Source organism: Streptomyces sp. NPDC007983 (assembly GCF_042958345.1).
GTDB lineage: Bacteria > Actinomycetota > Actinomycetes > Streptomycetales > Streptomycetaceae > Streptomyces.
Genome location: NZ_JBIBJI010000017.1, coordinates 125,366 through 147,112, shown reverse-complemented (window position 1 = coordinate 147,112; position 21,747 = coordinate 125,366). Strand labels below are relative to the sequence as shown.

Annotated in this window: 18 protein-coding genes; 13 read left to right on the top strand and 5 right to left on the bottom strand. The window is 72.6% G+C overall.

What is annotated here, in order from left to right:
- Position 1 precedes the first annotated feature (1 nt).
- Positions 2-778 (bottom strand): amino acid ABC transporter ATP-binding protein, encoded by a 777-nt coding sequence (locus tag ACFZCY_RS36150; protein ID WP_361485701.1) that lies wholly within the window; start codon positions 776-778, stop codon positions 2-4.
- Positions 779-1,074: 296 nt separating this feature from the next.
- Between ACFZCY_RS36150 and ACFZCY_RS36145 the strand changes: the two genes are divergently transcribed.
- Entirely contained in the window at positions 1,075-1,797 is a 723-nt protein-coding gene (locus ACFZCY_RS36145) for a winged helix-turn-helix domain-containing protein (RefSeq protein WP_391183258.1), read from the top strand.
- A gap of 18 nt (positions 1,798-1,815) precedes the next feature.
- Positions 1,816-3,222 carry an ATP-binding protein gene (locus tag ACFZCY_RS36140; RefSeq protein WP_391183182.1) on the top strand — a complete coding sequence of 469 codons (1,407 nt, stop codon included), beginning with the start codon at positions 1,816-1,818 and terminating at the stop codon, positions 3,220-3,222.
- A 102-nt stretch (positions 3,223-3,324) separates the two neighbouring features.
- Here the strand turns inward: ACFZCY_RS36140 and ACFZCY_RS36135 are convergent, their stop codons facing one another.
- Complete coding sequence (locus tag ACFZCY_RS36135; protein ID WP_391183180.1) at positions 3,325-4,314, bottom strand: TAXI family TRAP transporter solute-binding subunit; 990 nt, start codon at positions 4,312-4,314, stop codon at positions 3,325-3,327.
- Positions 4,315-4,392: 78 nt separating this feature from the next.
- Here ACFZCY_RS36135 and miaB point away from each other — a divergent pair, with 78 nt between their 5' ends.
- From miaB to ACFZCY_RS36120, 3 genes are read left to right on the top strand one after another with little or no spacing between them, the layout of a single operon-like run.
- Complete coding sequence (miaB, locus tag ACFZCY_RS36130) at positions 4,393-5,883, top strand: tRNA (N6-isopentenyl adenosine(37)-C2)-methylthiotransferase MiaB (protein WP_391183177.1); 1,491 nt, start codon at positions 4,393-4,395, stop codon at positions 5,881-5,883.
- Between the two features lie 55 nt (positions 5,884-5,938).
- Entirely contained in the window at positions 5,939-6,244 is a 306-nt protein-coding gene (locus tag ACFZCY_RS36125) for a hypothetical protein (RefSeq protein WP_391183174.1), read from the top strand.
- Positions 6,245-6,254: 10 nt separating this feature from the next.
- Positions 6,255-7,040, top strand: coding sequence for a class III extradiol dioxygenase subunit B-like domain-containing protein (locus tag ACFZCY_RS36120; RefSeq protein WP_391183171.1), 786 nt, complete (start codon positions 6,255-6,257; stop codon positions 7,038-7,040).
- Between the two features lie 195 nt (positions 7,041-7,235).
- On the opposite strand, the gene ACFZCY_RS36115 is transcribed toward ACFZCY_RS36120, so the two are convergent.
- Both ACFZCY_RS36115 and ACFZCY_RS36110 read right to left on the bottom strand, forming a co-directional pair.
- Positions 7,236-7,496 (bottom strand): Rv0909 family putative TA system antitoxin, encoded by a 261-nt coding sequence (locus tag ACFZCY_RS36115; RefSeq protein WP_391183170.1) that lies wholly within the window; start codon positions 7,494-7,496, stop codon positions 7,236-7,238.
- Positions 7,497-7,521: 25 nt separating this feature from the next.
- Positions 7,522-7,758, bottom strand: a complete 237-nt coding sequence (locus ACFZCY_RS36110; protein ID WP_391183167.1) for a gliding motility protein — start codon at positions 7,756-7,758, stop codon at positions 7,522-7,524.
- 189 nt (positions 7,759-7,947) lie between these two features.
- Between ACFZCY_RS36110 and miaA the strand changes: the two genes are divergently transcribed.
- The 6 genes from miaA (at position 7,948) to hflX (ending at position 16,188) form a co-directional block, all read left to right on the top strand.
- Positions 7,948-8,886, top strand: a complete 939-nt coding sequence (gene miaA, locus ACFZCY_RS36105) for a tRNA (adenosine(37)-N6)-dimethylallyltransferase MiaA (RefSeq protein WP_391183165.1) — start codon at positions 7,948-7,950, stop codon at positions 8,884-8,886.
- 103 nt (positions 8,887-8,989) lie between these two features.
- Positions 8,990-9,499 (top strand): hypothetical protein, encoded by a 510-nt coding sequence (locus ACFZCY_RS36100; RefSeq protein ID WP_361485814.1) that lies wholly within the window; start codon positions 8,990-8,992, stop codon positions 9,497-9,499.
- A 63-nt stretch (positions 9,500-9,562) separates the two neighbouring features.
- Positions 9,563-10,504 carry a diaminopimelate epimerase gene (gene dapF / locus ACFZCY_RS36095; protein WP_391183162.1) on the top strand — a complete coding sequence of 314 codons (942 nt, stop codon included), beginning with the start codon at positions 9,563-9,565 and terminating at the stop codon, positions 10,502-10,504.
- Positions 10,505-10,639: 135 nt separating this feature from the next.
- On the top strand, positions 10,640-12,841 hold the full coding sequence (locus ACFZCY_RS36090) for an HD domain-containing protein (RefSeq protein ID WP_391183159.1): 2,202 nt from the start codon (positions 10,640-10,642) through the stop codon (positions 12,839-12,841).
- 66 nt (positions 12,842-12,907) lie between these two features.
- Entirely contained in the window at positions 12,908-14,566 is a 1,659-nt protein-coding gene (locus ACFZCY_RS36085; protein ID WP_391183156.1) for a M1 family aminopeptidase, read from the top strand.
- A 119-nt stretch (positions 14,567-14,685) separates the two neighbouring features.
- Positions 14,686-16,188: a GTPase HflX gene (gene hflX, locus ACFZCY_RS36080; RefSeq protein WP_391183153.1), complete on the top strand. Its 1,503-nt coding sequence runs from the start codon at positions 14,686-14,688 to the stop codon at positions 16,186-16,188.
- A 76-nt stretch (positions 16,189-16,264) separates the two neighbouring features.
- On the opposite strand, the gene ACFZCY_RS36075 is transcribed toward hflX, so the two are convergent.
- Positions 16,265-17,440, bottom strand: coding sequence for a trypsin-like serine peptidase (locus ACFZCY_RS36075; RefSeq protein ID WP_391183150.1), 1,176 nt, complete (start codon positions 17,438-17,440; stop codon positions 16,265-16,267).
- A gap of 259 nt (positions 17,441-17,699) precedes the next feature.
- Here ACFZCY_RS36075 and ACFZCY_RS36070 point away from each other — a divergent pair, with 259 nt between their 5' ends.
- Both ACFZCY_RS36070 and ACFZCY_RS36065 read left to right on the top strand, forming a co-directional pair.
- Positions 17,700-19,244 (top strand): diaminobutyrate--2-oxoglutarate transaminase family protein, encoded by a 1,545-nt coding sequence (locus tag ACFZCY_RS36070; protein ID WP_391183253.1) that lies wholly within the window; start codon positions 17,700-17,702, stop codon positions 19,242-19,244.
- A gap of 541 nt (positions 19,245-19,785) precedes the next feature.
- Positions 19,786-21,687 (top strand): IucA/IucC family protein, encoded by a 1,902-nt coding sequence (locus ACFZCY_RS36065; RefSeq protein WP_391183251.1) that lies wholly within the window; start codon positions 19,786-19,788, stop codon positions 21,685-21,687.
- Positions 21,688-21,747 lie beyond the last annotated feature (60 nt).

Below are 21,747 nucleotides of genomic sequence, written 5' to 3'. Positions count from 1 at the left end.
CTCAGTGGTGGAGGATCTTCGAGAGGAAGTCCTTGGCCCGGTCGCTGCGCGGGTTGTTGAAGAACTGGTCCGGCTCGGCCTCTTCGACGATCCGGCCGTCCGCCATGAAGACCACCCGGTTCGCCGCGGAGCGCGCGAAGCCCATCTCGTGGGTGACGACGACCATCGTCATGCCGTCCCGGGCGAGCTGCTGCATCACTTCCAGCACCTCGTTGATCATCTCCGGGTCGAGCGCCGAGGTGGGCTCGTCGAAGAGCATCACCTTCGGGTCCATGGCCAGCGCGCGGGCGATGGCCACGCGCTGCTGCTGGCCGCCGGAGAGCTGGGCGGGGTACTTGTCCGCCTGGGCGCCGACGCCCACCCGGTCGAGCAGCTTGCGGGCCTTGTCCTCGGCGGCCTTCTTGTCCGCCTTGCGGACCTTGATCTGGCCCAGCATCACGTTCTCGAGCACCGTCTTGTGCGCGAAGAGGTTGAAGGACTGGAAGACCATGCCGACGTCCGCGCGCAGGCGGGCCAGCTCCCGGCCCTCCTGGGGCAGCGGCTTGCCGTCGATGGTGATGGATCCGGCGTCGATGGTCTCCAGCCGGTTGATCGTGCGGCACAGCGTGGACTTGCCGGAACCCGACGGCCCGATGACGACGACCACTTCGCCGCGGGATATGGTCAGGTCGATGTCCTGGAGGACATGCAGCGCGCCAAAGTGCTTATTGACTCCGGACAGCGCGACCAACGCGTTCGCCACTGGTGCGGCGTCCTTGGTCACCGATACTTCGCTCATTCGGCTTTCCGCTCCCGTCCTCCTTGGTTGGGAGGACATTAATGAGCTGCCACGATCAGCGTCATTACATCTGAGCGGAAATTGAGGATAACGATCTGGCTTCGACTCGGCACTCTGGGTAAAGGCCCGTGCGGGCGTCGTACCGGCTGCATAACGGAAACCTTCCTGTGACTGTATGCGTCTTGACGCGTGGGTGCGGATCGGAGTGGATTCCCTGGGGCCGTGTCTTCGGTCACGTTCGGGCCGCGCGCGGCAGAAGGCGCGCACCCATGAGAGGGAAGGTGGAGGAGGGGCTGGTGAGGCTGCTGCTCGTCGAGGACGACAACCATGTCGCCGCGGCTCTGACCGCGGTGCTGTCCCGGCACGGCTTCGACATCACCCACGCCCGCGGCGGTGAGGAGGCACTGCGGGCGCTGCTGCCCGGTGCGGGCGCGCCCTTCGGCGTCGTACTCCTCGACCTCGGACTGCCGGACCAGGACGGTTTCGAGGTGTGCGGCCGGATCCGCAAGCTCACCGCGACGCCCGTGATCATGGTGACGGCGCGCGCGGACGTACGGTCCCGCATACACGGGCTCAACCTCGGCGCCGACGACTACGTGGTCAAGCCGTACGACACCATGGAGCTGCTCGCCCGCATCCACGCCGTCAGCAGGCGCACCCTCCCGGCCGACTCCGGCGCCGGGGGCGGGGCCGGCACCGAGGAGGGCGGGGACGGCCCGCAGCCGCCGCTGCGGCTCGGACCGGTCACCATCGAACTGCCCACCCGCCAGGTCTCGGTCGACGGCGCGACGATCTCGCTCACCCGCAAGGAGTTCGACCTGCTCGCGCTGCTCGCCCAGCGCCCCGGCGTGGTCTTCCGCCGTGAGCAGATCATCAGCGAGGTGTGGCGCACCAGTTGGGAGGGGACCGGGCGCACCCTGGAGGTGCACATCGCCTCGCTCCGCTCCAAGCTGCACATGCCCGCCCTGATCGAGACGGTCCGGGGCGTGGGCTACCGTCTCGTCGCCCCGGCCGGCTGAGCGGCCAGGGCTCCCCCCGTGCGCACTCGTCTCCTCCCGCTGCTGATCGTCCTCATGGCGGGCGTACTGCTCGCGCTCGGCTTCCCGCTGGCCGGGAGCCTGGCCGCCCGCGAGCAGCAGCGCGTGGTCGTCGACCGGATCGACGACACCGCCCGCTTCGCCGCGCTCGCCCAGTTCGTCACCGCCGGGCCGACGGCCGTGGCGGGCGAGGAGGGCAACGAGCGGCTCCATACGCTGAGTTCGGAACTCAAGCGCTACCACGACCTGTACGGCATCCGGGCCGGGGTGTTCTACCGGGACGGCCTGCGGATGGCCAAGGCACCGGCCGACTGGCGGCTGCCCCGGGACGGAAACGGTGCCGAGGCCTTCGAGGAGGCCCTGGCCGGGCGCCGCAGCCACGACCCGCCGCAGGTGTGGCCCTGGCAGGAGGGCAGGCTCACCGTCGCGTCCCCCGTCGTCCGGGACGGGGACGTGGTGGCCGTCGTCGTGACCGACTCGCCCACCGGCCGGATGCGCTCGCGCATCCTGCACGGCTGGCTGGTCATCGCGGGCGGGGAGTGCGCAGCGATGCTGCTCGCGGTGGGGGCCGCGTTCCGCCTCACCGGCTGGGTGCTGCGGCCCGTACGCATCCTGGACACCGCCACGCACGACATCGCGACCGGGCGCATGCAGTCGCGGGTCGCGGCCGCCTCGGGGCCGCCGGAGCTGCGCCGGCTGGCCCGCTCGTTCAACGAGATGGCCGACAATGTCGAGGAAGTCCTGGAGCAGCAGCGGGCCTTCGTCGCCGACGCCTCCCACCAGCTGCGCAACCCGCTCTCCGCGCTGCTGCTGCGCATCGAGCTGCTGGGTCTCGAACTGCCCGAGGGTCATGAGGAGATCGCCTCGGTGCGCACGGAGGGCAAACGCCTGGCCCGCGTCCTGGACGACCTCCTCGACCTCGCCCTGGCCGAGCACACCGCGGCCGACCTGCGGCTGACCGACATCGCCGCACTGGCCGCCGACCGGGTGGACGCCTGGCTTCCGGTCGCCGGCCGCGAGGAGGTCGGTCTCGCCTACACGGGCCCCTCGGCCGTCACCGGCTGGGCCGATCCGGTGGCGCTGTCCAGCGCCCTGGACGCGGTCGTCGACAACGCGCTGAAGTTCACGCCCCCGGGGTCGCACGTCGAGGTCTCGGCGCGGGCCGACGGCGAGTCCATCGCCCTGACCGTCGCCGACGGCGGCCCCGGCCTCACCGAGGACGAGCTGGCCCGGATCGGCGACCGCTTCTGGCGCAGCAACCGGCACCAGAACGTCTCGGGTTCCGGGCTGGGCCTGTCCATCTCCCGGGCGCTGCTCATGGCGGGCGGCGCCACCATCGCCTACGCGCCCAACGAGCCCCGCGGACTGTGCGTCACCATCACCGTGCCGCGCGACAAGCCGCAGTGAGGCGGCCGCGCCGCCGGGCCCTCAGGGCTTCTGCGCGCCGCCGGGACCTCAGGGCTTCTGCGAGCCGCCGGGCCCTCAGGGCTTCTGCGAGCCGCCGGGGCCTCAGGGCTTCTCCGAGCGGTAGTAGCGCGCGGCGCCCTTGTGCAGCGGCAGCGGATCGGTGAAAACGGCCGTCCGCAGGTCCACCTTCTGCGCGGCGTGCACCTTCGCCCCGATGCGGTCCCGGTTCTCTATCACCGTGCGGGTGACGCCCTTCGCCAGCTCCGGGTCCACCCGGTCCGTGGTGACCAGGAGATTCGGTACCGCGATCGTCTTCACGTCATCCGGCTGGCGTATCTCCCGGTACGCGTCGGCGGGCACGGTCGCCGCCCGGTAGTAGCGCGTCACCCCGCCCTGCCGGTGCAGCGGTCCGGTGAGGTCGCCGAGCTGGACCAGCCGGATCGGATACTCCCGGGCCAGGGTGCGCACCGCGGTGGTCGGCAGCCCGCCCGACCAGAAGAAGGCGTCCAGCTTCCCCTTCCGCAGCAGGCCCGGCATCTTGTCGATACCGGAGCGCACGGCCGTGATGTCCTTGTCGAAGCTCAGCCCGGCGGCCTTGATCAGCCCCCGCGTGATCAGCTGCACGCCCGAGCCGTCGTCCCCGACGCCGACCCGCAGGCCCCGCAGGTCCCGCGCCGAGCGCACCTTCGAGCCGCGCGGCACGATCAGCTGCATGTAGTCGTCGTACAGCCGCGCGCAGGCACGCAGCCGCCCGGCGCCCTTGCCGTGGTAGGCGGCGACGGCGTCGGTGGCGGCGATGGCGAAGGTGGCCCGGCCCCGGGCCAGCCGCTCCACGTTGTCGGGCGACCCCCGGGTCTCCAGGAGGCTGACACCCAGATCGGGCAGGTCACGGGCGAGATCCCGCTTCAGCATCTCGCCGTAGGTCTGGTAGACCCCGGTGGACACCCCCGTCGCGAAGGTCACCTTCCCCCGGGGCTTCTCCTCGCCGCCGACCGGCAGGAGCCACCACAGCAGCAGCGTGAGGACGACCAGGCCCGCCGCGGCGGACTGCAGGGCGCGGCGCCGGTCCGGGCGCGGAAGACTGACGGCCATGGGAAGGATCCTGCCAGTACCCGTCCCGGGAAGGGAGGGGCGGGGGAGCGGGACGAACACGTACCCTGGTCGATTGAGATGAGTGCGAAGACTTACGAGGTGCGCACCTACGGGTGCCAGATGAACGTCCACGACTCCGAGCGCCTGTCCGGCCTGCTGGAAGGCGCCGGTTATGTCCGTGCGCCCGAAGGCACCGGTGAGGGTGAGGCCGACATCGTCGTCTTCAACACCTGCGCGGTGCGGGAGAACGCCGACAACCGGCTGTACGGAAATCTCGGCAGGCTCGCACCGATCAAGGCGCGGCGCCCGGGCATGCAGATCGCCGTGGGCGGATGCCTGGCCCAGAAGGACCGCGACACCATCGTCAAGAAGGCCCCCTGGGTCGACGTCGTCTTCGGCACCCACAACATCGGCAGCCTGCCGGTGCTGCTGGAGCGCGCCCGGGTCCAGGAGGAGGCCCAGGTCGAGATCGCCGAGTCCCTCGAAGCCTTCCCCTCCACCCTTCCGACCCGGCGCGAGTCCGCGTACGCCGCGTGGGTCTCCATCTCCGTCGGCTGCAACAACACCTGCACGTTCTGCATCGTCCCCGCGCTGCGCGGCAAGGAGAAGGACCGCCGCCCGGGCGACATCCTCGCCGAGGTGGAGGCGCTGGTCGCCGAGGGCGTCACCGAGATCACCCTGCTCGGCCAGAACGTGAACGCGTACGGCTCGGACATCGGCGACCGCGAGGCGTTCAGCAAGCTGCTGCGTGCCTGCGGAAAGGTGGACGGGCTGGAGCGGGTCCGGTTCACCTCGCCCCATCCGCGTGACTTCACGGACGACGTCATCGCCGCCATGGCGGAGACGGAGAACGTGATGCCGCAGCTGCACATGCCGCTGCAGTCCGGCTCCGACACCGTGCTGAAGGCGATGCGCCGCTCGTACCGGCAGGAGCGCTTCCTCGGCATCATCGAGAAGGTGCGCGCCGCGATGCCGGACGCCGCCATCTCGACCGACATCATCGTCGGCTTCCCCGGTGAGACCGACGAGGACTTCGAGCAGACGCTGCACGTGGTGCGCGAGGCGCGGTTCGCCCAGGCGTTCACCTTCCAGTACTCCAAGCGGCCCGGGACGCCCGCCGCCGAGATGGACGGGCAGCTGCCGAAGGCGGTCGTCCAGGAGCGGTACGAGCGGCTGGTCGCCCTCCAGGAGGAGATCTCCTGGGAGGAGAACAAGAAGCAGGTGGGCCGCACGCTGGAGGTGCTCGTCGCCGAGGGTGAGGGCCGCAAGGACGACGCCACCCGGCGGCTGTCCGGCCGCGCCCCCGACAACCGCCTGGTGCACTTCGCCCGGCCCGAGGAGCCGGTGCGCCCCGGCGACGTCGTCACCGTCGACATCACCTACGCCGCACCGCACCACCTGCTGGCCGAGAGCCCGGCGCGGGGCGTCCGGCGCACGCGCGCCGGCGATGCCTGGGAGCGGCGGAACACGGCCGAGGAGAAGAAGCCGGCGGGCGTGATGCTGGGGCTGCCCACCATCGGCGCCCCTGCTCCCGCCCCGGCGCCCGCGGCGGGCTGCGGCTGCGACTGACGAGCGGCGGGTGACGCGCGGCGAGCGCGGCGCCGCAGAGGACACGGGGGATGGAATGACGACGTGGTGGGGCCTGCTGGCCGAGGACTACCTCCAGATCATGGGCCCGGGGGCCCGTAACCACTCGATCACGGCGCTGGGGCATGTCCGGGGGACCCGCGAGGAGGCGCTGGAGGCCCTGCGCGAGCGCGCGCTGCGGTACGAGCCCCGGCACCCGGTGAACCCCTACCGGAAGCTGGTGTACCGGGACGGGGACGTTTTCCTGATGGTCCTGGAGGCCGCGACCGGCAACTACTGCTACCGGTTCAGGGTGGCCGAGCTGCTGTGGGACTCGGCGCCCCGCCCCGAGCCCGCCGGATAAGCTGGCGATCATGCTGATCGCCGCCGCCGTCTGTCCGTGTCCGCCGCTGCTGGTGCCCGAGCTGGCCGCGGGAGCGGCCCCCGAGCTGGACTCGCTGCGTGCGGCGTGTCTGGACGCGCTCGCGGCGCTCGCGGCGGCCCGGCCGGAGCGGCTGGTCGTGGCCGGTCCGGCCGAGCACTCCGGGCACGGGTCCCATCCGCAGGGCGCCACCGGATCGTTCAGCGGCTTCGGCGTGGACGTGGAGGTACGGCTCGGGGGCGCGGCGCCGGGGGCGGACCGGGGCGGTGAGGCCGGGACTCGTGAGGCCGGGGACGGGGACGGGGGCGGTGGAGCCGGGGACGGGGCGCCCGGGCGGCCGCTGCCGCCGTCGCTGGCGGTCGGCGCCTGGCTGCTGGAGCGCGCGGGGTGGGACGTTTCGCCCGTCGAGGGGCTGGGGGTGGGGGAACCGCTCGCGGCCGAGCGGTGTATCGAAGTCGGAAGGAAGCTCGCAGCGTCGGCGGAGCGGGTCGGGCTGCTGGTCATGGGTGACGGCAGCGCGTGCCGGACGCTGAAGGCGCCGGGCTATCTCGACGAGCGTGCCGCCGCGTTCGACGCCGAGGTGGCGCGGGCGCTGGCGGCGGCCGACACCGCGGCCCTCGCTGCGCTCGACGAGGAGCTGGCCTACGAGCTGAAGGCCGCGGGCCGCGCCTCGCTGCAGGTGCTCGCGGGGGCGGCCGAAGGGGCGGGGCTGAAGGGGGAGTTGCGGTATGACGAGGCGCCATACGGCGTGGGGTATTTCGTGGCCCGCTGGGCGTAGGGCGGGTATCGCCCATCGCGGCCGCCGGATCACGGCGTCCCGGGGCGAGCCGCTGCCGGAGCGGCGAGATCTACGGCGCGATCCGCTGCCGGAGCGGCGAGACGTGCGGTGTCGGGATGTGCGGCGGCGGGGTGCGGGGGCGCGGGGCCGCCGCGGCCGCGAGGCATCCGCTTCGCGGCCGCGTACCGGCGGGGATCAGGCGCTGTCGCCGCCCTGGTCCTTGCGCTCGGTCCGGTTGCGGTCCTCGTCCCGGTGGGAGAGGCGGCTGAGGGCGTCCTTCGCCTTGCCCGTGCCAGTCTCGATCTTTGCCCTGTACTTGCCCTTGGTCCTGGTGTCGACCGTCTTGGCGGCCTTGTCGAGGCCCCGTCCGATCCTGGCCTCGTGCTGCTGGGCGAAGCTGCCGGCCCGGTCCTTCATGACACCGGCCTTGGCCTTGAGATTGTCCATCAGGCCCATGGGCCACCTTCCCTTGTCGGATCCCTTATGCGCGGGCGCCCTCACCGGCCTCGCTGTCCGCCGATTCGGCCGCGGACTGCTGCTTGGGGATCGCCGCCGCCTCACCCGTCGCGGGCTCCTCCTCGCTCCGCTCCGGCTCCGCTTCGGCGGGGGGCTCGGAGGCCGGTGCCGCCGTCACGGCGTCGGCCGCGGTCTGCTCGGATGGCGCCTCTTCGGACGAACGGCTCGTCTCCTTCGACGCACGACGAAACCTGGAAAACACGCCCATATCTACTCCATAGCCTACTCGTGTGGGCGAAATCCCGTGCCGCTCGGAGCGTCCCATTGCGCCGCTCGCGGGGACCGGTTTCCCGAACCGGTCCTCGGAACCTCGCAACTGGCAACGACCGCGGCCGTCCCCCGTCACGTCGCTCGTTCGAGGAGGCCCCCCGGGGTTTGCGAGACTGGGCGGGTGAATACAGCAGGCCATCCGCCGCGAGTCATCGCCGTCGTCGGCCCCACCGCGGCCGGCAAGTCCGATCTGGGCGTCGCACTCGCCCGGCACCTCGACGGCGAGGTCGTCAACGCCGACTCCATGCAGCTCTACCGGGGCATGGACATCGGCACCGCCAAACTGACGGAAGAGGAGCGGCAGGGCGTGCCGCACCGTCTGCTCGGCATCTGGGACGTCACCCAGGCGGCCAGCGTCGCCGAATACCAGCGACTGGCCCGCGCCGAGATGGACCGGCTGCTCGCCGAGGGCCGTACGCCGGTCCTGGTCGGCGGCTCGGGCCTGTACATCCGCGGGGCCATCGACGCGCTCGACTTCCCGGGCACCGATCCCGCCGTGCGGGCCAGGCTCGAGGCCGAGCTGGCGGAGCTGGGCCCGGGGGCCCTGCACGCTCGGCTGGCCGCCGCCGACCCCGAGGCGGGCCGGGCGATCCTGCCCAGCAACGGCCGGCGGGTGGTGCGGGCGCTGGAGGTCATCGAGATCACCGGCCGTCCCTTCACCGCCAACCTGCCCGGTCACGAGGCGGTCTACGACACCCTCCAGATCGGCGTGGACGTCGAGCGGCCCGAGCTGGACGAGCGGATCACCGTCCGCGTGGACCGGATGTGGGAGGCCGGGCTGGTGGACGAGGTCAGCCGGCTGGAAGCGGCCGGGCTGCGGGAGGGGCGTACCGCCTCCCGGGCCCTCGGCTATCAGCAGGTGCTCGCCGCCCTCGCCGGAGAGTGCACGGAGGACGAGGCACGGGCCGAGACCGTGCGCGCCACCAAGCGGTTCGCGCGCCGTCAGGACTCCTGGTTCCGGCGCGATCCGCGGGTCCACTGGCTCAGCGGAGCGGCGGCGGACCGGGAAGAACTCCTGAGTAACGCGCTCGCGTTGGTTGAACGGGCGGTCACAGCCTGATCACGTGATGGCATCGGGACGCTCCGCTCGTCATTGAGGCCCTCGCGGGCATGCCATCATCAAGCTCCGATCGTGGTGTCTGGAGTTGGGAGGGCGCGTGGCGATGGAGGCCGGCCCTCGCAACGCATCGCAGCAAGCAGCGCGGGACTCGCCGCAGGGCGAGCCCGGGCCGCTGACCCCTGACGGCCCCGACGAGGTCCCTGCCCTCCCCGAGCTGCTGGGCCCGGCCCTCGACGAGGCGGAGGAGTTGGGGGAGCCGGGTGAGCCTGGCTCCGGGGAGTCCTTCCGCGAGCTGCGCCCGCCGCGTCGGATGCGGATCTGGCAGATCGCGCCGATCGTCGGCCTCGCCATCCTCGGCTCGCTGATGTTCGCCTTCCCGCTCGCCTTCGAGTTCGGCGACGGGGGCGCGGTCGTGGCCATGCTGGGCCTGCTGCTGAGCTGCTGCGCGGCGGGCTGGGGTCTGATGGCCGCCCGCCGGGTGGGCTACACCTGGCCCGGCCTGCCGCCCCGGGGCTCCGGCCGCCGCCCGGACTGGCGCTTCGTGGTGCTCTACGTGGTGATCGTGGTGCTGCTCGCGACTCTCACCTTCTGGCGCGTGGCCCGCCTGCGCTAGGGGCCTCCCCGTGCCCGTACGGCGCGGAGCGACGGCCCGTGCGGCGCGCCGTAGGATCGAGGGATGAGCAACGCGCCCCGGCTGCGGTTCCTGAAGGGCCACGGCACCGAGAACGACTTCGTCATCGTCCCCGACCCGGACGGTCGGCTGGAGCTGTCCGCCGCCGCCGTCGCCCGGATCTGCGACCGCCGCGCCGGTGTCGGCGGCGACGGGCTGATCCGCGTCGTACGGTCGTCGGCCCACCCCGAGGCGCGGGCCATGGCCGCCGAGGCCGAGTGGTTCATGGACTACCGCAACGGCGACGGCAGCATCGCCGAGATGTGCGGAAACGGCGTCCGGGTGTTCGCCCGGTATCTGCGGCGGGCGGGGCTCGTCGAGGAGGGCGATCTGACGATCGCGACCCGGGCCGGACTGCGGCACATCCACATCGCCAAGGCCGCCGGGGGCCCCGAGGGCACCTCGGGCGGAGGCACGGACGAAGGCGCGGACGGAGGCGCGATCACCGTCGGCATGGGCAAGGCCGTGCTCCCCGAGCCCGGCCCCGACGGCGGTATCACCGTCGCGGTCGGCGACCGGACCTGGTCCGCCCGCAACGTGAACATGGGCAACCCGCACGCGGTCGCCTTCGTCGACGACCTCGCCCAGGCCGGGGACCTGTTCACGGCTCCCGCCGTCCACCCCGCCTCCGCGTACCCGGATGGCGTCAACGTCGAATTCGTCGTCGACCGCGGGCCGCGGCACGTCGCGATGCGCGTGCACGAGCGCGGCTCCGGCGAGACCCGTTCCTGCGGCACCGGCGCCTGCGCCGTCATGGTGGCCGCCGCCCGCCGCGACGGGGCCGACCCCGGCGTCACCGGTCGGCCCGTCACATACACGGTGGACGTGCCCGGTGGGCGACTTGTGATCAGCGAGCGGCCGGACGGTACGGTGGAGATGACGGGCCCTGCCGTGATCGTCGCCGAGGGGGAGCTTGATTCCGTATGGCTGGACACGGCCCTCGACTGACTCGTCCCTCTCATGGGTGATCCGTTTCACTCTGGGCGAGAGCCGGTCGGCCGTGCGTGGTGGGCTCGATAGCATCAAGCACCGGCCCGGGGGAGTGCCCACGCCGGTTGACGCTCGACGCCGCCGGAGGTGCCCATGAGCGCAGAGGCCCCAGATCAAGCCGCTCTCGGCCGCAGGCGCGGCCTCCCCCGTATCGATCTGCGCAATATCCGCAGATTCGGCCGGGCCGCGCTGCTGGGACCGGCGTCACGGGACCGGCTGCCGGACGCGATCGAACACGTCGCGAAGGTGCACCGCGCCTACCACCCCGGCGCCGATCTGGACGTGCTGCGCAAGGCGTACGTCCTCGCCGAGTCCTCCCACCGCGGCCAGATGCGCAAGAGCGGTGAGCCGTACATCACCCATCCGCTCGCCGTCACGCTCATCCTCGCCGAACTGGGCGCCGAGACCACCACATTGACCGCTTCCCTGCTCCACGACACGGTCGAGGACACCGAGGTGACGCTCGACCAGGTGGGGGAGGAGTTCGGCGAGGAGGTGCGCTATCTCGTCGACGGCGTCACCAAGTTGGAGAAGGTCGACTACGGGGCGGCGGCCGAGCCCGAGACGTTCCGCAAGATGCTCGTCGCCACCGGCAACGACGTCCGGGTGATGTCGATCAAGCTCGCCGACCGGCTGCACAACATGCGCACCCTCGGCGTGATGCGCCCCGAGAAACAGGTCCGCATCGCCAAGGTCACCCGCGATGTTCTGATCCCGCTGGCCGAACGGCTCGGCGTGCAGGCGCTCAAGACCGAGCTGGAGGACCTGGTCTTCGCGATCCTCCACCCCGAGGAATACGCCCGCACCCGGGAGCTGCTCCAGGTCCACGCGGGCCGACCCGATCCGCTCGCCCGCGCCGCCGAGGACGTACGGGCCGTGCTGCAGGAGGCAGGGATCACCGCCGAAGTCCTGGTGCGCCCACGCCACTTCGTCTCCGTCCACCGCGCCGGGATCAAGCGCGGCGAGCTGACCGGATCCGACCTCGGGCGGTTGCTGGTCCTCGTGGCCGAGGACGCCGACTGTTACGCGGTCCTCGGCGAGCTGCACACCTGTTTCACCCCGGTGATCTCGGAGTTCAAGGACTTCATCGCCGTCCCCAAGTTCAACCTCTACCAGTCGCTGCACACGGCCGTGGCCGGGAGGACGGGCGAGGTCGCCGAAGTCCTCATCCGCACCCACCAGATGCACCGGGTCGCCGAAGCCGGGGTGATCGCCCTCGGCAATCCGTACGCCCCGACCGAGGCGGCCGCCGCGCCCGAGGGCGAGCGGGCCGATCCCACCCGCCCCGGCTGGCTGTCCCGGCTGCTGGAATGGCAGAGTGCCACGCCCGACCCCGACATCTTCTGGACCGCGCTGCGCGACGACCTCGCCCAGGACCGGGAGATCACGGTCTTCCGGTCCGACGGCGGCACCCTGGGCCTGCCCGCGGGCGCGAGCTGCGTGGACGCCGCGTACGCCCAGTACGGCGAGGATGCCCACTCCTGTATCGGGGCCAGGGTCAACGGGCGGATCGCGACGCTCAGCACCGTGCTGTGCGACGGGGACACGCTCCAGCTGCTCATGGCGGGTGACGCGGCGTCGTCCGGGCCGTCACCGGAATGGCTCGACCACGCCCGTACCCCGGCCGCGCGCATCGCCATCAACCGCTGGCTGGCCGCCCATCCGGCCGGCCCGGCGCACGAGCCGCCGCAGGGCGAGGCGCCCGGTGCCGAGCACCTGCACGGTCCCGCGGAACCGGAAGAGGCCGAGCCGGGGGAGGCCGGGCCGGATGACTCCGGGCCGGACGAGGCCGCGCTCCCCGTGGCCCCCGTCGGCCGCCCGGAGGCGGGCATCGTCGTCGACCTGCCCGGTGTGATCGTACGGCTGGCCCGGTGCTGCACCCCCGTACCACCGGACGCGATCACCGGCTTCGCGGTGCGCGGCGGCGCCGTCACCGTCCACCGCGAGCGGTGCCCCGCCGTGGCGCGGATGACCGCGGCCGGGCGGGCCCGGGTCGGGGTCCGCTGGTCGGAGGAGTACGACGGGGACGGGGGCGACTACCGGGTCACCCTCTTCGCGGAGGCGTTCAGCAGGCCCCATCTGCTCGCGGACCTCACCGAGGCCATCGCCGCGGAGGGCGCCGAGGTGGTCGCCGCCGCCGTCGAACCGCCGCGTGAGCAGCGGGTCCGCCATACGTACACGCTCCAGCTGTCCGACGCGGGCCGGCTGCCGACCCTGATGCGGGCCATGCGCGACGTCCCCGGGGTCTACGACGTGACCCGGGAGGGCCGCCGCGTGGCGACCGCCCGTTCCTGAACTCCTTCGGGTGGATCGGGCCCGGGTCGGACTGCGCCCCCGCCCGGGCGCTGGTAGCCGTAAGGCATGACGCATTCTCCGGGCCCCCGCCCCGGTCCCCTCCCGCGGCTGGCCCGTCCCCTCCCGCGGATGGGGCGCCGCAGGACCGCCCTCGTGGCCGTCGCCCTGGCCGCCGTGCTCGCCTCGGTCGGCCCGTCATCAGCCGCCGGGCCGGTCGGCGCCACGGGCCCGCGGCCGCTCGGCATCGGCGACCCGCTCTACCCGCGGCTCGGCAACCCCGGGTACGACGTCACGGCGTACGACATCGCCCTGGACTACCGCCGCCCGGACCGGCCGCTGGACGCCGTCACCACCATCGACGCCCGCGCCACCGCCGGACTGCGCACCCTCAATCTGGACTTCGCCCAGGGCACCGTGCGCTCCGTACAGGTGGACGGCGCGCCCGCCGCGTTCGTCACCGCGGGCGAGGACCTGGTCATCACCCCGCGCACCAGGATCGAGCGGGGCGCGGGCTTCCGGGTCACCGTCCGGCACACCAGCGACCCGGGGGACGGCGCGAGCGGTGGCTGGGTCCGCACCCGGGACGGGCTGGCCATGGCCAATCAGGCCGACGCCGCCCACCGGGTCTTCCCGTGCAACGACCATCCGTCCGACAAGGCGCGCTTCACCTTCCGGATCACCGCGCCGAAGAACCTCACGGTCGTCGCGGGCGGTCTTCCGGCCGGGCACGTCCGCGACGGGGCGCGCACCACCTGGTCGTACCGCCTCGCCCATCCCATGGCCACCGAGCTGGCGCAGGTATCCATCGGCCGTTCCGCCGTGCTCCACCGCACCGGCCCGCACGGGCTGCCGGTGCGCGACGTGGTGCCCGCCGCGGACCGCAAGAAGCTCGCGAAGTGGCTCGCGCGCACTCCGGGCCAGCTGACCTGGATGGAGAAGAAGGTCGGACCGTATCCCTTCGAGGACTACGGCGTGCTGATCTCCCGCGCCACCACGGGCTTCGAACTGGAGACCCAGACGCTCTCGCTCTTCGAACGCGGTCTCTTCACCGACGACGAGTTCCCGCGGTGGTACGTGGAGTCGATCATGCTGCACGAGCTGGCGCACCAGTGGTTCGGCGACAGCGTCAGCCCGCGCCGCTGGTCCGATCTGTGGCTCAACGAAGGCCACGCCACCTGGTACGAGGCGCTCTACGCGGAGCAGTACGGCAAGGCGAGCCTGGAGCGCCGGATGCGGCTGGCCTACGAGCAGTCCGACGCGTGGCGCGCCGCCGGAGGGCCACCCGCCGCGCCCAGGCCCGCCGAGCCCGGCAAGCAGATCGGGCTCTTCCGGCCGGTCGTCTACGACGGAAGCGCCCTGATCCTGTACGCGCTGCGGCAGCGGATCGGCCGGGCGGACTTCGAGCGGCTGGAGCGGCAGTGGGTGGTCCGCCACCGTGACGGCGTGGCCTCCACCGCCGACTTCGTCCGGCTCGCCTCGGAGATGGCGGGCCGGGATCTGAACGGCTTCCTGCACCCCTGGCTGTACGGGGAGAAGACGCCGAAGATGCCCGGGCACCCCGACTGGAAGACCGCCCCGAGCCCGGACGCGAAGCCGGGAGCCAAGGCGGGTGCCGAGCAAGGGACGAAGCCGGGTGCGAAGCCGGGCGCCAAGACGGGCGCCGGGCCCGCGGCCCACTCCGCCCCGCGCGGCCCGGCGGCGCGCCGGAGCGCGAAACCCGAGTGACGGCCCTGCCGTCACGTGCGACCATCGAGGGGTCGGCGTCGCCGCCGGAGCGGTGGGGAATCCCACGGGCCCCTCGTGCGTTGTCGACAGTGACGATGTCCCTCGACGTAAGGATTCCTTTGACCCACTCCTCTTCCCTTCCGCAGGACCGGCAGCGCCTCGCCGAGAGCCTTCGGGCCGACGCCCTGATGGAAGAGGACGTCGCCTGGAGTCACGAGATCGACGGGGAGCGTGACGGCGACCAGTACGACCGCTCCGACCGCGCCGCGCTGCGGCGTGTGGCGGGACTCTCCACCGAGCTCGAGGACGTCACCGAGGTCGAGTACCGGCAGCTGCGCCTGGAGCGCGTGGTGCTGGTCGGCGTCTGGACGTCCGGCACGGTGCACGACGCAGAGAACTCCCTGGCGGAGCTGGCCGCGCTCGCGGAGACCGCGGGCGCCCTGGTGCTCGACGGCGTCATCCAGCGCCGCAACAAGCCCGACCCGGCGACGTACATCGGCTCCGGCAAGGCCGAGGAGCTGCGCGATGTCGTGATCGAGTCCGGTGCCGACACCGTCGTGTGCGACGGTGAGCTGAGCCCGGGCCAGCTGATCCATCTCGAGGACGTCGTCAAGGTCAAGGTGGTCGACCGCACCGCCCTGATCCTCGACATCTTCGCCCAGCACGCCAAATCCCGCGAGGGCAAGGCGCAGGTCTCGCTCGCCCAGATGCAGTACATGCTGCCGCGGCTGCGCGGCTGGGGTCAGTCGCTGTCCCGGCAGATGGGTGGCGGTGGCTCCGGATCGTCGGGCGGCGGTATGGCCACCCGTGGTCCCGGTGAGACCAAGATCGAGACGGACCGGCGCCGCATCCGCGAGAAGATGGCGAAGATGCGCCGCGAGATCGCCGAGATGAAGACCGGCCGCGACATCAAGCGGCAGGAGCGCAGGCGCCACAAGGTTCCCTCGGTCGCCATCGCCGGGTACACCAACGCGGGCAAGTCCTCGCTGCTCAACCGGCTCACCGGCGCGGGCGTGCTGGTGGAGAACGCGCTGTTCGCCACCCTGGATCCGACCGTGCGCCGGGCCGAGACGCCCAGCGGGCGGCTGTACACGCTGGCGGACACGGTCGGCTTCGTCCGCCATCTGCCGCACCACCTGGTCGAGGCGTTCCGTTCCACCATGGAGGAGGTCGGCGACGCCGATCTGATCCTCCATGTGGTGGACGGCTCGCATCCGGCGCCGGAGGAGCAGCTGGCCGCGGTGCGCGAGGTGATCCGTGACGTGGGCGCGGTCGACGTGCCCGAGATCGTGGTCATCAACAAGGCGGACAAGGCCGATCCGCTCGTGCTGCAGCGGCTGCTGCGCATGGAGCGGCGCGCGATGGCCGTCTCGGCCCGCTCCGGGCAGGGCATCGACGAACTGCTCGCGGTGATCGATGACGAGCTGCCCCGGCCGCAGGTCGAGATCGAGGTACTGGTGCCGTACACCGACGGCAAACTGGTCGCGCGTACGCACGCCGACGGCGAGGTGATCTCCGAGGAGCACACCCCGGAGGGCACTCTGCTCAAGGCGCGGGTGCACGAGGAGCTGGCAGCCGAGCTGCGGCGGTTCGTACCGGCCGCGGCAGGTACGCGGCAGTAGAACGGAACGGCGCACTCACGGCGAAGGCCCGCCCCCATCCCGGGGGCGGGCCTTCGCCGTTGCCGACCGCGGGTGACTACCGCCCCGCGAACTTCTTGCTGACCGCGTTGTAGACGCCCTTGGCCTCGGGGCCCAGGTGCGGGCCCGCCAGCCAGGTGGCGTTGGACGGGCCGATCGAGGTGTTGGACACCAGCGCGGGCTTGCCGTCCGCACCGTTCGCGACCCAGCCGCCGCCAGAGGAACCGGCGGTCATCGTGCAGCCGATGCGGTACATGGTCGGCTGCTTGGCGTCCAGCGACAGCCTGCCCGGCTTGTCGGCGCACTGGTTCATCTTCTGGCCGTCGAACGGCGGGGCCGCCGGGTAGCCGGTGGCCGTGATCTCGTCTATGGACTTCACGGCCGGGGCGTTGAAGTCGACCGGCAGCGCGCCGCCGACCGTCTCCTCCAGCGACTTACCGCCGCTGACCTCCGGCTTCACATGCATGACCGCGAAGTCGTACGGGGCGCCCTTGCCGCCGGTGGCCGCGCCGCTGTCGATCCACTGGGAGGAGGTCTGCGCCCAGTCGGCCCACCAGACGCCCTTGGGGGCGAGTTCTTCCCGGGTGGCGTTCTCCAGCTCGGCCGCCGACTTGCCGGAGTCGTTGTACGAGGGCACGAACATCAGGTTCTTGTACCAGCCGCCGCCCTTGCCCGCGTGGACACAGTGGCCCGCCGTCCAGACCATGTTGGACTTGCCGGGGTGGGCGGGGTCCTCGACCACGGTCGCGGAGCAGACCATCGACCCCTCGGGGCCGTCGAAGAAGACCTTGCCCGCGTAGGGAACGCGGGAGCTGTACGGACTGCCGACCTCCTTGGCCTTCACCGGCTGCGGATCGGGATCGGTCACACCCTGGTCGTCCGCGATGTCACTGTCGTCGACCGGCTTGTCCGGCTCCTGGGCCTCCCGCATCCGGTCCGGCTTCCACAGCCCCTTGATGATCGGGTTGATGAAGTCGCCCGCCTCGCGGAGCCAGTCGTCCCGGTTCCACTTGTTCCACGCGCCGTTCTTCCACTGGTCCAGATCGACGCCGAGGTTCTTCAGCTTGTCGTTGAGGTTGTCGGGCAGCTTGATGTCGTCCGCGCCCCGCTGGTCCGACGATGCGGACGCCTCGGCATCGGCCGAGTCGTCCGACGATCCGCACGCGGTGGCGGTGAGCGCCAGCACGGCGGCGACGGCCGCCGTGGCGAGCGCGGGCCGGCGTTTGAAAGGCATGGGCGGGACTCCCCCTGATGATCTGAACTGCTTCATGGCCTGTCCGGAATTGTCATGCTCCCCCCGACAGTGGGGCGATCCCCCACTATGCCGGTGCCGCCTACGACGGCTACAGGCGGGTCCCTGGTTCCCAGCGGCAAGGATCTTCGGTCAGCCCGTGATCCCGGGCCTGACCCGTCGTTGGTACGTACGGGGGACAGCCGGAGGGTGTTCAGCAGCGAGAGGACCGTGAGCCGTGGCCATGACCCAGCTCCCGCCGATGACGCCGGACCCTTCGCCGCCCGTCGTGCCGGACGGCGACGGGTCCGGCGAGGACGCTCCGGCCATCCTGCGGCGCCAGTCGCTACGGGAGTCGGCCGCCCGCACCTACGCCCGAGCGCTGCCCATCGTCCCGGTGCGCGCCCGCGGGCTCACGATCGAGGGGGCAGACGGCCGCCGCTACCTCGACTGCCTCTCCGGGGCCGGGGCGCTGGCGCTCGGGCACAACCATCCGGTGGTGCTGGAAGCGATCCGCGCCGTCCTGGACTCGGGAGCCCCGCTCCAGATCCTGGACCTCGCCACGCCGGTCAAGGACGCCTTCACGAACGAGCTGTTCGCCACGCTGCCGCCCGAACTCGCCGCACACGCACGCGTGCAGTTCTGCGGACCCGCGGGCACGGACGCCGTCGAAGCCGCACTCAAGCTGGTACGGACCGCCACCGGGCGAGACGGCCTGCTGGCCTTCTCCGGGGCCTACCACGGGATGACGGCCGGAGCGCTGGCCGCCTCCGGCGGAGCCCCGGCGGTGAGCGTGACCCGGCTGCCCTTCCCCTACGACTACCGCTGCCCGTTCGGGGTGGGCGGTGAGTGCGGCGCGGAACTCGCGGCGCGCTGGACCGAGCGGCTGCTGGACGACCCGAAGGGCGGGGCGGGCGCACCGGCCGGGATGATCCTCGAACCGGTGCAGGGCGAGGGCGGGGTGATTCCCGCGCCGGACGGCTGGCTGCGCCGGATGCGGCAGATCACCGCGGCCCGCGGTATCCCGCTCATCGCGGACGAAGTGCAGACCGGGGTGGGGCGCACCGGTTCTTTCTGGGCGGTCGGACACAGCGGCGTGGTGCCCGATGTGATGGTGCTGTCCAAGGCCATCGGCGGCAGCCTGCCGCTGGCCGTCGTGGTCTACCGGGAGGAGTTGGACGTCTGGCGGCCCGGCGCCCACGCGGGCACCTTCCGGGGCAACCAGCTGGCGATGGCGGCGGGCGCGGCCACCCTCGCGTATGTCCGCGAGAACGGCCTCGCGCAGCGGGCCGCGGTCGTCGGCGAGCGCATGCTGACGCGGCTGCGCGCCCTCGCCGCGCGGTGGCCCCACATCGGGGACGTCCGCGGCCGCGGCCTCATGATCGGCCTGGAACTGGTCGACCCGGCGGAGCCGGGCCCCGGCCCTGAGTGCCCTGAGTGCTCTGAGTGCTCTGAGCGACCCGAGGCCACGACCGACACCCCCGCCGTGACCAGCGGTGCCGTCGCCGGTGCGGACGGCCATGCCGGCGGCCGTACGCACACCGCTGCCGCGGCCCGTCCCGCCGCACCGCTGCTGGCGGCCGCCGTACAGCGGGAGTGCCTGCGCCGCGGCCTGATCGTCGAACTCGGGGGCCGCCACTCCGCCGTGATCCGCCTCCTTCCACCGCTGACCATCACCGACGAGCAGGTCGAAGCCGTCCTGGACCGGCTCGCCGATGCCCTGGAGGGCGCGATCCGCGCTCTCGGCGACCGCTCCGCCCATGAACTCCCGCCATCCGCCCCGCCCGTCACCGGAGGCCGCCGGTGACGGGCGGGACGGCCGTAAGACCGCCCCACCACCGCACCATCGAAGGAGGCAGGCGCGAGGCTCCCGGCGTGAAGGCCGTGACGCGAGCGCCGCACCCACCATGCCGCACTCCCCTGGGCGAGCCCCCCTGCATTCCCAGCCGGACCCGGAGGACGGTGCCATGAGCGACCGTATGGCCCACACCCCCGCCGCCGGGCGTCCCCCATCCGGAGGCGAGGCACCGCCCGCCGTGCCCTCCGCGGCACCAGGGGTGGCCGTGGAGACGACGACGCGCTTCCCGCTCGCGACCGCGCTGCCGGAACCGCAGCCGCGGATGTCGCCCCCGGCTGCACCGCCCGAGCCGGCGACACCCCCGGCCGCGACGCCGACCGCCCAGCCCCCCACCGTCGCGCCGCTCGTGCCCCAGTCGCCTGCGGCCGTCGCCGCGGGGGAGGCCGCCGGACTCCCGCCCGCGCCGCCCCTGACCGCACCGCCCCTGACCACGCCGCCCCGGGTAACTCCGGCCCGGCCCGCGCCGGCTCAACCCGCACCGACCCAGGCCATGGCACCAGCACCTTCGGCAGCCTCTGCCGAGCCGCCCCACCTCGTGACGGCCCCGGTACCGCGTCAGGACCACAGCGGTCCTGACGCTCCAGAGGGCCCCGCTCCCACCGCCGGGCAGGACCCGCTCGACCATCCCGACCCGCAGCTCGCCGCCGACACCGCGGGGGTCGAGAACCTGCTGCGCTGCTGGGTACGGGAGACCGCCGCGGGCCCCCCGGACGGTGACACCCTGCGCATCCCCCTTCCCGCGAGCGGCACCTCCCTCCAGGCGCCCGTGCGCTACTGGTCGGCCACCGGCTGGCACCGCTTCGGCGCACCTGTGCTGGAACACGGCCCCTGGGACGCCCCGGCCGTGGGCGCGGTGGCCCTCGCGGCGCTGCTCACCCGGGAGGCGGCGTACGCGGCCCGGCAGGACGAAACCGACGCGGAGGCCTCCGACCTCGTCGGCCGGGTCGCGGACTCCGTACGACGCACCGCCCAATTCCTCGCCCACCGCCGGGCCGTGCCCGCCGATCCCGCCGCCGGCACCCCCTTCCTCAGCGCGGAACAGTCCCTCCTTCTCGGTCACCCCCTTCACCCCACGCCGAAGAGCCGCGAAGGTCTCTCCGATGCCGCGTCACCTGTGTGCTCACCCGAATCGCGTGGCTCCTTTCCCCTGTACTGGCTCGCCGTTGACCGGTCCGCGCTCGCCTGCGAGTCGGCCTGGACCGAACGCGGCAGAACCGTGCCGGCCGAGAGGCTGGCCCTCTCTCTCGCGGGCAGCGGTCTGCAACTGCCCCCCGGATCCGTGCCCTTGCCCCTGCACCCCTGGCAGGCCCACGAGATCCGGCACCGCCCGGCCGTCGCCGCGCTGTTCGACGCGGGCCTGCTGCACGACCTCGGCCCGGCCGGCGGACACTGGCACCCCACCTCCTCGGTCCGCACCGTCTACCGGCCCGGCGCGCCCGCGATGCTCAAGCTCTCCCTCGGGCTGCGGATCACCAACTCCCGCCGCGAGAACCTCCGCAAGGAGCTCCGCCGCGGCGTCGAGGTGCACCGGCTGCTGCGCAGCGGGCTGGCCGAGCAGTGGCGGGCCGCCTTCCCCGGATTTCCCGGCTTCGACATCGTCCGCGACCCGGCCTGGCTCGCGGTGGACGGGCCGGACGGCGACCCCCTGACCGGGCTCGACGTCGTCATCCGGCACAACCCGTTCGGCCCGGGCGACGACGCCGTCTGCGTCGCCGGGCTCCTCGCGCTCCGGCCCTGGCCAGGACAGCTCGCGATGCGCTCACGGCTGGCCCACCTCGTCGCCCGGCTCGCCGCCCGCACCGGCCGCTCCCCGGCGGCCGTCAGCGCCGAGTGGTTCCTGCGCTACCTGCGCACGGTCGTACGCCCCGTGCTCTGGCTGGACGGAGAGGCAGGCATCGCCCTGGAGGCACACCAGCAGAACACCCTGGTGCTGCTGGACCCGGAGGGCTGGCCGGTCGGGGGCCGCTACCGGGACAACCAGGGCTACTACTTCCGTGAGTCCCGATATGACGATCTCCAGCGGCGGCTGCCCGGCATCGGCGGGCGCAGCGACACCTTCGTGTCCGACGAGGTCACCGATGAGCGCTTCGCCTACTACCTCGGCGTCAACAACGTCCTCGGAGTCATCGGAGCGTTCGGGGCGCAGCGGCTCGCCGACGAGCGCGTGCTGCTGGCCGCGTTCCGCCGCTTTCTCGCCGACGCCGCGTCCGGCCCCGGCAAACTCCGCTCGCGGTTGCCCGCCCGCCTCCTCGAGACACCCACCCTGCGCTGCAAGGCCAATCTGCTCACCCGCCTGCGCGGCCTGGACGAACTCGTGGGGCCGGTCGACACCCAGTCCGTCTACGTCACCATCACCAACCCCCTTGTCACGTCCGCCGCTTCCACGGCATGACGTCCGTCCATCCCGCTGCCCACGCCCCTCACGGCGCGTCTGAGATCCATGAGAGGAGAG